10 protein-coding genes and 1 pseudogene are annotated in these 11173 nt (G+C 60.5%); 1 reads left to right on the top strand and 10 read right to left on the bottom strand.

Annotated features, from left to right (window positions below):
• Together QZL71_RS13280 and QZL71_RS04585 are read right to left on the bottom strand one after the other, a co-directional pair.
• Positions 1–116 (bottom strand): annotated as a pseudogene (locus QZL71_RS13280) (tRNA-specific adenosine deaminase); the annotation flags it as partial.
• A gap of 10 nt (positions 117–126) precedes the next feature.
• Positions 127–516: a CPBP family intramembrane glutamic endopeptidase gene (locus QZL71_RS04585; protein ID WP_207698530.1), complete on the bottom strand. Its 390-nt coding sequence runs from the start codon at positions 514–516 to the stop codon at positions 127–129.
• Between the two features lie 210 nt (positions 517–726).
• Between QZL71_RS04585 and QZL71_RS04580 the strand changes: the two genes are divergently transcribed.
• On the top strand, positions 727–1584 hold the full coding sequence (locus QZL71_RS04580; protein WP_294647963.1) for a DegV family protein: 858 nt from the start codon (positions 727–729) through the stop codon (positions 1582–1584).
• A 155-nt stretch (positions 1585–1739) separates the two neighbouring features.
• On the opposite strand, the gene QZL71_RS04575 is transcribed toward QZL71_RS04580, so the two are convergent.
• From QZL71_RS04575 to QZL71_RS04540, 8 genes are all read right to left on the bottom strand, one after another.
• Entirely contained in the window at positions 1740–2513 is a 774-nt protein-coding gene (locus QZL71_RS04575) for a TSUP family transporter (protein WP_294647961.1), read from the bottom strand.
• 52 nt (positions 2514–2565) lie between these two features.
• Entirely contained in the window at positions 2566–3417 is an 852-nt protein-coding gene (locus tag QZL71_RS04570) for a serine hydrolase (protein ID WP_097774416.1), read from the bottom strand.
• A 22-nt stretch (positions 3418–3439) separates the two neighbouring features.
• Positions 3440–4429 (bottom strand): dipeptidase, encoded by a 990-nt coding sequence (locus tag QZL71_RS04565; RefSeq protein WP_294647959.1) that lies wholly within the window; start codon positions 4427–4429, stop codon positions 3440–3442.
• A gap of 15 nt (positions 4430–4444) precedes the next feature.
• On the bottom strand, positions 4445–7747 hold the full coding sequence (locus tag QZL71_RS04560) for a DEAD/DEAH box helicase (protein ID WP_294647957.1): 3303 nt from the start codon (positions 7745–7747) through the stop codon (positions 4445–4447).
• Between the two features lie 161 nt (positions 7748–7908).
• Positions 7909–8301 (bottom strand): metal-dependent transcriptional regulator, encoded by a 393-nt coding sequence (locus QZL71_RS04555; protein ID WP_005937910.1) that lies wholly within the window; start codon positions 8299–8301, stop codon positions 7909–7911.
• Between the two features lie 186 nt (positions 8302–8487).
• On the bottom strand, positions 8488–9042 hold the full coding sequence (locus QZL71_RS04550) for a Fe-S-containing hydro-lyase (RefSeq protein WP_154259598.1): 555 nt from the start codon (positions 9040–9042) through the stop codon (positions 8488–8490).
• Positions 9043–9054: 12 nt separating this feature from the next.
• Complete coding sequence (locus QZL71_RS04545) at positions 9055–9894, bottom strand: fumarate hydratase (protein WP_097774411.1); 840 nt, start codon at positions 9892–9894, stop codon at positions 9055–9057.
• Positions 9895–9909: 15 nt separating this feature from the next.
• Positions 9910–11082 carry an NAD(P)-dependent malic enzyme gene (locus QZL71_RS04540; RefSeq protein ID WP_294647954.1) on the bottom strand — a complete coding sequence of 391 codons (1173 nt, stop codon included), beginning with the start codon at positions 11080–11082 and terminating at the stop codon, positions 9910–9912.
• Positions 11083–11173: the final 91 nt, after the last annotated feature.

Genomic DNA, 11173 nt, shown 5'->3' with positions numbered 1-11173 from the left:
GCGGCAGCTACCACCTCGCCGTTGCGGGCCACCACGGCCCCCACCGGCACCTCGCCCAGTGCAGCCGCCTTGCGGGCTTCTTCCAGCGCAAGGCCCATCAGTTCAGAATCGGTCATAGATTCCCCTTTATCCTGCTGCAAAAACCAGCAGATTATTCAATGTATGCAAAAGCATCCCCGGCCATACCCTGCCGGTGCGTTCACGAAGTGCGCCCAGCACAAGGCCGCAGCCAAGCGCCCACGCCATGCCCGCCGGGGTGCCGTGCTGCACCGCAAACAGTACCGCCTGCAGCGCCGCGGCCTGCCATCTGCCCAAGGGCTGCGCCAGCTGCTGGATGGCCCCGCGGAACACCAGTTCCTCCACGACAGGTGCAGCGATGCAGTGGTGCACAAAACTCAGCGCCCGCACATCCCACGCCGGGGCAGGCAAAAATGCCAGCGCTTTGCCTGCCAGCAGGTAGGTCAGTGCGCAGCCGAACGCAGCCAGCAGCGCCCTTGTTTTTGCCTTTTGCTCCATGGCCTGCCCTCCCTGCCGTGCGGTTCTCAGCGCCTATCTTATCATAAGCAGCGGCTTTTACGCAAGTATTTTGCGCTGGGACGAAGCAATTTTCGCTCAGGTAATTGACTTTTCCCTGTGGATTCTGGTATAATGTTTCCCGACGTTTTGTTGCAAAGCGTCGGGAAACATTACTTGAATTTGTTTTTACCGGAAATCCGGAGGTATTTTATGATCCGTATTCTCACCGATTCTGCGTCCGACATCCTGCCCGCCGAAGCCGAGCAGCTGGGCGTGACCGTGATTCCTCTGAACGTGACGCTGGAGGATGGCAGCATCCTGCGGGATGGCATCGACATGACTCCCACCGAGTACTATGCCCATCTGGCCAGCTGCCGCAAGCTGCCCACCACCAGCCAGCCCAGCCCGGAGCTGTTCGAGAAGTTCTATCTGGAAGCCGCTGCCGCCGGGGACGAAGTGCTGGGCATCTTCCTGTCCCACGAGCTGTCCGGCACATGGCAGTGCGCAAAGCTGGCCGCAGACCTCGCCAATGTAGACAACGTGCTGTTTGTGGACAGTGCCACCGTGTGTCTGGGCGAATCGCTGCTGGTGCGTCTGGCCGTGCAGCTGCGTGACGCAGGCAAGACGCTGGTGCAGATCGCCACCGATCTGGAGCACGCCAAGGAGCATCTGCATCTGGTTGCCGCCATCGACGATCTGAAGTATCTGCGCAAGGGCGGCCGTCTGCCTGCCGCTGTGGCCGTCGCGGGCGGGATGCTGGGCATCAAGCCCCTCATCACCATCAAGGACGGTAAGGTAGCCATGGCCGGTAAGGCCCGCGGCCTGCCCGGTGCCTATGTGGCCCTGTTCAAGAAGATCGAAGAGCTGGGCGGCATCAGCCCGGACTTTGCCGCTGTTGCCGGTTATTCTTCCAGCCTGCGGGAAGTGCAGCCCATCGAGAACTACTTCCGTGAAAATCTGCACATGAGCGAACCGTTGGTGCGCCAGATCGGCTGCGTCATCGGCACCCACGCAGGCCCCGGTGCATTTGGTCTGGCATTCTTTGACAAAAGGCTGGTGCTGGAATAAGCGACCACCGAAAAAAGATCATCCGAGCAAAGTCGGGCAGCCTGCGGGCTGCCCGACTTGTTTTTTGCAGCGGGAAACGGGCGCAAACTCCCTCAGTCAAAACCTGACGGTTTTGCCAGCTCCCTCGGAGAGGGAGCCTCTGGCGCGCCCGGCGCTCACAGCACTGCGTCCGAGATGAGCTTGCCCAGCAGCAGCACCAGCACCACCAGCATCATAGGACGGATAAAGCGCGCACCCTTTTTCAGGGCGAAATGGGACCCCAGCAGGTTGCCCAGAATGTTGCTGACGGCGCAGGGGATGCCGATGTGGAACACCACCAGACCGTTCATCAGATAGGTGAACAGGCTGGCGTAGTTGCTGGCAAGATTCAGCACCTTGCCGTTGCCGTTGGCGGTGCGCAGGTCAAAGCCCATCAGGGTGGTAAAGGCAATGATGGCAAAGGTGCCGGTGCCCGGGCCCACGATACCGTCGTACAGGCCGATGCCCAAGCCGATGCCCAGCGCCAGCAGGATCTTTTTCAGGTTCAGGGTTCCGTCGTCCCGGTTCTGGTCCGGCAGGTCGCGCTGCCACAAAATGACCGCCGCCGCCACTGGCAGGATGAGGAACATCATGGTGCGCAGCAGTTCATCGCTGAGCAGCAGCACGATATGCGCCCCCAGTGCACTGCCCGCAAAGCTGCCAATGGCTGCAAGGATGCCCACCTTCAGGTTCATTGCACCGTTTTTGAAAAAGTTGGCTGTGGCAAAAGTGGTGCCGCAGGCGGCGCTGAATTTGTTGGTAGCATAGGTGTAGTGGGGCGGCAGCCCGGCAAACAGATAGGCCGGCAGGCTGATAAGACCGCCGCCTCCGGCTGCCGAATCCACAAAGCCTGCAAAGCCCGTCATCAGAACGAGAAACGCCATCATCCATGGCGAGAGCGTGATACCCATTGTTATAATTCCTTTTATTTTTCCAATTTTGTTCTTTGGGAGAACGTGCGTCTCAGGACAGGGACAGTCGGCCCTCACAGGCCAGCACCTGATCCAGGATCATCCGCGAGACGCGGGCACCGTACACCATGGCGGGGTGTTCATTGTACTCGATGATATCGTGAAAATCCTTGTTCATCAGCACGATGACATACTCGCCGTAGGGGGTGTGGACGATGCCGCCGTCGTTGCGGCAGGCGTTCATGCTGCCGCTCTTGCTGGCCACCCAGATCAGCTCCGGCGCTCCGGTCTCCTCGCAGTCCAGATAGTACTGGGGAAAATCGTGGGTCAGCATGGTGTTGTAGTGCTGTTGGCGCAGGATGGCAAGCATCTCCGCGCTGGCTTCCCGGCTGACCAGCTCCCCTTTTGCAATGCGGGCGAACAGCGCCGCGTAGTCGCGCGGCGTGGTGGTGCCAAGCCGGCGGTAGCGGTCAAAGTGCAGCGGATTGTGCAGCACAGTATGCGCAAAGCCCAGCTCCCGGATGCAGGCGTTGATGGTATCCAGTCCCAGATAGTCGATGATCATATTGGTGGCGATGTTGTCCGAGCAAATGATCATCATGGTGGCGGTGTCCTTCACCTTGAGCTTTGCGCCCACGCCCAGCGCGCGCAGCATACCGCTGCCGTCCACGAACTGGCTCTGCTCATAGGTGATCTCTTCGGCAAGGTCTGCTTTGCCGCGCTGCGCCTGCAAATACAATGCAGCGAGAATGAACGCCTTGATGGTGGATGCCGTCTCAAATTCTTCGTCCGCGCCCACCTCCACGGTATGGCCCTGCAGGTCGTCCACGAACACGCTCATTTTGCCCTGATAGCAGTACAGCTCCGCAGCAATGCGCTTTTCCAGCGTCATGTTTTTATCCATATCGGCATATTCTCCGTTGTTATTACAGGTTCTCCTCAAAAAAGCGCATGGCATTGCGGTAGTAGATGCCTTCCACCTCGTCCTCGGTAAAGCCCTCTTTGCGCAGGGCATCCGCCAGCAGCGGCAGGAAGGCAGCATTTTCCAGCTGGTGGGGGCCATCGATGCCATCAAAATCGCTGCCAAGAGCAATCATCTGTGCACCGCCTACCTGCTTATAGTGGGCTGCATGCTTTGCGATCAGCTCCACCGTGCTGCGGCAGTTTTCCGGGTGGGTGGGGTCGGTGTCCAGAAAGGGCGCATAGTAGTTCAGGCCCGCAATGCCGCCGCACTCCGAAAGGGCGCGGATCATCTCATCGGTCAGGTTGCGGGTGTGGGGTGCCAGTGCACGGCAGTTGGAGTGGCTGGCCGCAAAAGGCCGGGTGCCGTGCTCCACGATATCCCAGAAGCCCTTGTCCGAAAGGTGGCTCACATCCACGATCATGTGCATCCGTTCCATCTCGGCCAGAAATTCAAAGCCCTTCCCGGTCAGACCCTTTTCGGTCTGGGGCACCAGCACGCCGCCGGGGTTCCGCTGCGGGCTTGCCAGCTCGTTTTCGTGGTTCCATGTCAGGGTCATCATGCGCACGCCCAGCTCATACATCCGGCGCAGCACCCCCACGCTGCCCTTGCAGCAGGCGCCTTCCTCGATGGTGAGCATCCCGCTGATCTTTCCCGCCGCAGCATTCCGGTGGATGTCCGCCGCCGTGTACACCGGAGCAATTTTTTCCGGGTATGCCGCCATGATGCGCTTGAACTGGTCGATCTCTTCCAGCGCTGTCACCAGCGGATCCGCTCCGGGCGTTTTGTCACCCAGATTGACGAATGCTGCAAAGCACTGCAGCAGATAGTCGCCTTTTTGTAATTTTTCAAGGTCGATATGCAGATCGTTCTGCGCGAAGCTCTTGGGCCGGCCCGCATGTTCGGCTTTGCGCAGCTCGCTGAGGGTATCGCAGTGCAGATCCCAGACTTTCATGATGTTTTCTCCTCTTTATTCCTCTTGCAGCAGCTGCAGCAATTCCTCTGGTTTCATAGACAGGATCGCTCCGTCTGCCGAGCCGGTGACCGTCTCGGCAAGGTCCTGCTTTGCCTGCTGCAGCTCCACGATCTTTTCTTCAATGGTGTCCTGCGCAATGAGCTTGTACACCTGCACCGGATTGCGCTGGCCGATGCGGTAGGCGCGGTCGGTGGCCTGATTCTGCGCAGCCACGTTCCACCACGGGTCGTAGTGGATGACGATATCTGCCGCCGTCAGGTTCAGGCCGGTGCCGCCCGCCCGCAGCGAGATGAGGAATACATCCGCTTCGCCGCTGTTGAACCGGCGCACAAGCTCTGCACGCACCGGCTTTGGGGTGGAGCCCTGTAGGGTAAAGTGGCTCACGCCCGCTTCGTCCAGCCGTTTTGCCAGCAGTTCCAGCATGGAGGTGAACTGGCTGAACAGCAGGATGCGGTGTCCGCCCTCCACAGCAGCCGTCACCAGCTCCATGCAGGCATCCAGCTTGGCACTGCCGCCGTCCCAGTTGTCTGCCACAAGGCGCGGGTCGCAGCAGATCTCCCGCAGGCGCATGAGCACCGCGAACACCGCCATTTTATCCTCCGGCTTTGCAGCGCGCAGCTTTTCCCGCGCGTCCACCACAGCGGCAAGGTAGAGCTTGCGTTGCTGCTCGTCCAGCTCGATGCGGTGGAGATTCTCGGTCTTGGGGGGCAGCTCTTTGAGCACCTCGGACTTCATGCGCCGCAGGATGAACGGCCCGGTGAGCTGGTTCAAACGGCGCAGTGCGTCTTTGTCGTCCTCCTGCACGATAGGCTTTTCAAACCGGGCGCAGAAGGTCTTGTAGGGCGGCAGATACCCCGGCATCAGGAAGGAGAAGATGCTCCACAATTCGCCCAAGCGGTTTTCCACCGGGGTGCCGGTAAGGGCAAACCGCACTTTGCTATTCACCCCACACACCGCCTTGTACTTTTGGGTAGTGTGGTTCTTGATGGCCTGCGCTTCGTCTAGAATGCAGGCGTAGAATTGCTGCCCGCTGTAAAGCTCCTCGTCCCGGCGCATCAGGTCATAGCTGGTCACCACAAGGTCGGCTTCCGCCCACTGCTTTGCCAGCTCTGCCCGGTGAGCAGCGTCACCGTCCACAGCCACGCAGGAAAGCTGCGGCGTGAACTTCTGGCATTCCTCCTGCCAGTTGAGCACCAGCGATGCCGGGCAGACGATGAGGCTGGGCAGGCGCTGGCCGCTTTCCTTCATGGCCAGCAGGTAACTGAGCACCTGCACGGTCTTGCCAAGGCCCATATCGTCGGCCAGAATGCCGCCCATGCCGTAGCCGTCCAGCGTGCGCAGCCAGCGGTAGCCATCCCGCTGGTACTTGCGCAGCACATTGTGCAGGCTTTCCGGCGGAGTATACTCGCTGTCCTTCACGGCGTGAAAGCTGCGGCTGATGCGGCGGAACGCATCGTCGCGGTTGAAACGCAGGCCGTTCTGGCCCGAGAGCGCCCAGTCGAGACTGGGTGCACGGTAGAGCGGCAGCTCGGCGTGGCCGCTCTTGAGCTTGGCCCCGGAAAGTTCCAGTGTATCGTTCAGTTCATCCAGCCCTTCCAGACTGTCGTCCAGCCGCAGCAGACGGCCGTCCCGCAGGCGGTGGTAGCGCTTTTTCTGGTGCAGGGAGCGCAGCAGTTCTTTCAGCTCTGCCACCGGGAACTCGCCGGTATCCACTTCCAGATCCAGCACACTGCCGTGCACCGAAACGCCCACCGTGATGCGGGGCGGCGCGGCCTGCAGGCTGCGGAAGGCATCCGTCAGGTATACTTCACCCTCGGCCAGCAGGGCCGGCACGCCCTCCTCCAACATGCGGTAGATCTCGTCCTCGTCAGCGGTGCCGTACACTTCCTCTCTGCCGCCCACACCGGGCTGCAGATAAGAGGCCAGCAGCCGCTTTGCCCGGCTCTCGGCGCGCACATCCCGCAAAAGCCCTGCCGGAGACGGCACGAACGGCGTGACCTTATCCTCCCCGTACAAAAACTCCGCGTGTGCTTCGATGCGGAAGCTGTCCGGTGCGTCCAGATAGAACTGCACCACCGGTTCCAGCGGGATCTGGTTCAGCAGCAGACGTTCCGGGTCCACGATGTTCAGCTTGCTGCCCAGCTCCGGCAGCACATAGCTGCAAAAGGCCGTGGCATCTGCGCTGGTAAAGAACAGGCTTTTGCCGCCCAGCGCCTGCAATGCGGGCAGGATGCGGGTGCACCCGGGCCGCTGCAGCCGCCAGAGCGTATCCTCGCTGAACAGGTAATCATAGTCAAGGCCCTGCACAGCGGAAAGTGCGGGTTCGCCTTCCACCTGCACACCGCCGCGGCGGCGCTCCACGGTCATGGTAATGACGGGCAGACCTTCCCGCAGCTCGTACCCGCCCAAAAAACCGGTATGCTCGTACAGCTGCACAAGGTCATCAAAGATCTCGCCGGTCAGGATCATGCCTCCCGCCGGGCCTTGTTCGGCCCCGCCGTACACCCGCACGGCGGCTTTATCCATGCTCTGCCTTGCGTTCACCTGACGGCGCAGCAGCTGCAAAAGCGCACGGGACTCTTCATCAAAGGCATCCCACCGGTGCACAAAAGCCAGTGCCTTGCCGTAGCTGACGCTTTTGCCCATCTCGACGGCTTCCATTAGGTTCGGGATGCTTTTTACCACATACTGCCGCCCGCCGTCCGAGATGCGCAGCCGCAGCCATGGCTGTGCGCCGGGCACGAGGGTCAGCTCCGGTTCCAGATGGGCAAAGCCGGTGCGCTGGGCGGTCTCGTCCACACCAAGGTTTTCAAGGGCTGCTTCCTTGTAGGTATCCAGCAGCCTGCGGGCCTCGTGATCCGACACCGGCGTTTCGCCGTGCCACTTTTTGCCAAACAGCATTTCCAGCCCGGAGGCATAGCTGTCCCGCCGGGCCGGTTCCGGAGCAAGGCCCGCCGCGCCGCGCACAACGCCGGGAATCGCATCCGGCTTTGCCGCCGGTGCAGGGGCATTCTTTTCGGCATCGTCCAGCAGCAATGCGCCGATATGCTTGCAGTAGGTGCCCTCGCCGTTCTGGTTATACGGGCAGCTGCAGGACGCACTGACAAAGCTGCCGTTCTCCCGCAGCCATGCCTGCGTATAGTAATAGCTGCCGCCGCTGCCCTGTACCATGGCCGAAATATGCCGCACGCCATCGGCGTTCACGGTGCAGGTGCTCTGCTGGATGCGCTTGCGGTATTTCTTGGCCCGCTCAAAAATGTTATCGCCCAAAAGCGTGCGGATCTCGTCTGCATCCATGGCTGTTTCCTCCCGGTTTGGCTGTAAAACCTTCTTATCTTATAAGAATACCGCACCCGCACCCCGGATGCAAGAGGGATCTGCCGCCCAATTTCCATACAAAAAAATCCCGCTCCTTTTCAGGAACGGGATCATTTTACGATCTTGGAATGCTGCGGGGATCACTTGACAGTCTTGCCAAGCTCAGCATCCGTCTCAATGGCGCGCTCACGGATCTTTTCCAGCGTCTGCTCACTGAGGATATGCTCTGCCTTGCAGGCATCTTCGGCGGCGGTCTTTTCGTCCACGCCCAGCTGCATAAAGAAGTGGGTCAGCAGACGGTGACGGCTATAGATGCGCTCTGCGATCTCGCGGCCCGGTGCCAGCAGGGTCAGGTTGCCCTCGCCGTCCACCGCGATATAGCCGTTCTCGCGCAGCTTCTTCATGGCAATGCTGACGCTGGCTTTGGTAAAGCCCAGCTCATTGACCACATCGATGGAGCGCACACGGCCCATCCGCTGGGTGAGCATAAGGATCGTTTCAAGATAATCTTCTGCGGATTGGTGGATCTGCATGGTATGTTTGCCTCCTGTCTGTGCCGGGATGCAAAGCACCACGGTTTCATATAGTACAAGATATCACACTTTTTGCCGATGTGCAAGCAATTCGCGGAAGTTTGTTAAAACAAACCAAATTTATCCTGCGCAAATCTGCTGTTTTGCCGGTTTTTAGTCGGCCGCGTTTTGTGCAAAGGCGATAAATTATTTTGCTTCCAGATATGCCGTCGGGCCGGACTGGTACAGGTCACCGCCGTGGGCATCCAGGATCACCGTCAGCGGCATATCTTTCACAGTCAGGCGGCGCACGGCTTCACAACCAAGGTCCGGCCATGCGATCACTTCCAGCGTCTGCACGCTTTTTGCCATCAGCGCACCGGCCCCGCCAAGCGCTGCCAGATACACAGCCCCGTTGCGCACCACAGCTGCCTTTACAGTATCGTCCCGCTTGCCCTTGCCGATCATGATCTTATTGCCAAGGTCCAGCAGGCGCGGGCTCATGGCATCCATGCGGCCGCTGGTGGTGGGTCCCGCCGAGCCGATCACCTGGCCCGGGCGTTCCGGCGTGGGGCCAACGTAGTAGATGGCACTGCCGGTCAGATCAAAGGGCAGCGGTTCGCCTTTTTCCAGCGCTTCAATCATCCGCCTGTGGGCCTGATCCCGGGCAGTGTACACCACGCCGGAAAGCAGCACGGTGTCGCCCGCCTTGAGCGGGGCAAGGTCCTCGGCCGTGCAGGGAGTCGTCAGTCTGTATTCCATCTTTGCCCCTCCTTACAGTTCCGCGCTTGCACGGCGGGTCACATGGCAGGAAATATTCACCGCCGCAGGCAGGCCCGCCACATGGGTAGGCATCTGCTCAATGGCAAGGCCCAGACAGGTGGTCCTGCCGCCAAAGCCCTGCGGGCCGATGCCCAGCTCGTTGATGGCGGCAAGCAGCTCCTGCTCCAGCTGTGCGTAATAGGGGTCCGGGTTTGGCACATCCAGCGGACGCAGCAGGGCCTTCTTTGCCAGATACGCCACCTTGTCAAAGCTGCCGCCCACGCCGATGCCCAGCACGATGGGCGGGCAGGGGTTGGAGCCTGCCAGCTTCACCGTGTCCAGCACGAACTTTTTGAAGCCCTCCACACCGTCGGCGGGCTTGAGCATTTTGATCTGGCTCATGTTCTCGCTGCCAAAGCCCTTGGGTGCCACCGTGATGCGGCAGCCCTCGCCGTCCACCAGATGCACTGTGATGGCCGCAGGGGTGTTGTCGCCGGTATTGCCCCGGCGCAAAGGGTCTGCCACGATGCTCTTGCGCAGGTAGCCGTCGGTGTAACCCCGGCGCACGCCCTCATGGATGGCAGCTTCAAAGCTGCCGTCAATGTGCACATCGGTGCCAAGCTCCACAAACACGCAGGCCATGCCGGTATCCTGACAGATGGGCAGGTTTTCTTCTTTTGCGGCGGAAAGGTTCGACCACAAAAGGTCGAGAGTGCTCTTTGCCAGCGGCCACGGCTCTTCCTGCCGGGCCTTGTCCAGCGCCGCCTGCACGTCCTGCGGCAGGCGGGTGTTGGCTTCGATGCACAGCCGTGCAACGGTATCGGTGATCTCCTGTGCGGAAATGGTTCTCATAAACGCTTCCTCCGCTTACAGACGGGCAACGCCGGTCTCGCGGGCAGCCTTTGCCACGGCATTTGCCACAGCCTCGGCCACGCGGGGGTCGAACGCGCCGGGGATGATGTTCTCCTCACTGCGGTCGGCATCGGTGATGAGGTCGGCGATGGCGTAGGCGGCGGCCAGCTTCATCTCATTGTTGATGTCACGGGCGCGGACGCTCAGTGCGCCCTTGAACAGGCCGGGGAAGCACAGCACGTTGTTCACCTGATTGGGGAAGTCGCTGCGGCCGGTGGCCATCACCCGCACGCCGCCGGCCTTGGCCTCGTCCGGCATGATCTCCGGGGTGGGGTTGGCCATGGCAAAGACGATGGCATCCTTGTTCATGGTCCTGCACAGCTCCGTGGTCAGGATGCCGGGCTTGGAAACGCCGATGAACACGTCGGCACCTTCCAGTGCTTCCTTCAGGCCGCCCTTGACCTGACGGGGATTGGTCACCTCACCCAGCCAGTTCTTGTGGGCTTCGGCGCTGTTGCAGTCCTTGTACAGGGTGCCGAACTGGTCCACTGCAATGATGTCCTTTGCACCGGCGGTCATGAGCATCTTGATGATGGCAGTACCGGCAGCGCCGGGGCCGTTCAGCACGATGTGCACATCTTCCATCTTCTTGCCCACCACACGCAGGGCGTTGATGAGGGCAGCAGTAACGACGATAGCAGTGCCGTGCTGGTCATCGTGGAACACAGGGATGTCCAGCTCACGCTCCAGTGTTTCTTCGATCTCAAAGCACTCGGGGCTCTTGATGTCCTCCAGATTGATGCCGCCAAAGGTGGGCGCAATGGCCTTGCAGGCAGCAATGACGCTGGCAGCGTCGTGGGCATCGATGCAGATGGGGAAGGCATCCACGCCGCCGAACTCCTTGAACAGCACCGCCTTGCCCTCCATGACCGGCAGACCGGCTTCCGGGCCGATATCGCCCAAGCCCAGCACGGCGGTGCCGTTGGAAACGACAGCCACCATGTTGCCCTTGAAGGTGTACTTATACACGTCGTCGGGGTTTTCCTTGATCTTGCGGCAGGGTTCGGCCACACCGGGAGTGTAGGCGGTGGACAGGTCATCGCGGGTGGCGACCTCCACCTTGCTTACGATGCCCACCTTGCCCTTGTGGGTCTCGTGCATTTCCAGAGCAGCTTTATTGTAATCCATTTGAATTTCCTCCAATATCTTACCGTCCTCGCCCTCTCCATTGCACAGCGATGACGGAAGGAGGAACTCCTCCAGTCTCGCATACGCTCGA

It is taken from the genome of uncultured Faecalibacterium sp. (genome assembly GCF_900066275.1).
Taxonomy (GTDB): Bacteria; Bacillota; Clostridia; order Oscillospirales; family Ruminococcaceae; genus Faecalibacterium; species Faecalibacterium taiwanense.
The sequence above is the reverse complement of the archived record's forward strand: the minus strand, read 5'-3'. Positions and strand labels throughout refer to the sequence as shown.

Coding starts and splice junctions, on each gene's coding strand:
- QZL71_RS04585 (WP_207698530.1), bottom strand. CDS start 516: ATGGAGCAAAAGGCAAAAACAAGGGCGCTGCTGGCTGCGTTCGGCTGC.
- QZL71_RS04580 (WP_294647963.1), top strand. CDS start 727: ATGATCCGTATTCTCACCGATTCTGCGTCCGACATCCTGCCCGCCGAA.
- QZL71_RS04575 (WP_294647961.1), bottom strand. CDS start 2,513: ATGGGTATCACGCTCTCGCCATGGATGATGGCGTTTCTCGTTCTGATG.
- QZL71_RS04570 (WP_097774416.1), bottom strand. CDS start 3,417: ATGGATAAAAACATGACGCTGGAAAAGCGCATTGCTGCGGAGCTGTAC.
- QZL71_RS04565 (WP_294647959.1), bottom strand. CDS start 4,429: ATGAAAGTCTGGGATCTGCACTGCGATACCCTCAGCGAGCTGCGCAAA.
- QZL71_RS04560 (WP_294647957.1), bottom strand. CDS start 7,747: ATGGATGCAGACGAGATCCGCACGCTTTTGGGCGATAACATTTTTGAG.
- QZL71_RS04555 (WP_005937910.1), bottom strand. CDS start 8,301: ATGCAGATCCACCAATCCGCAGAAGATTATCTTGAAACGATCCTTATG.
- QZL71_RS04550 (WP_154259598.1), bottom strand. CDS start 9,042: ATGGAATACAGACTGACGACTCCCTGCACGGCCGAGGACCTTGCCCCG.
- QZL71_RS04545 (WP_097774411.1), bottom strand. CDS start 9,894: ATGAGAACCATTTCCGCACAGGAGATCACCGATACCGTTGCACGGCTG.
- QZL71_RS04540 (WP_294647954.1), bottom strand. CDS start 11,082: ATGGATTACAATAAAGCTGCTCTGGAAATGCACGAGACCCACAAGGGC.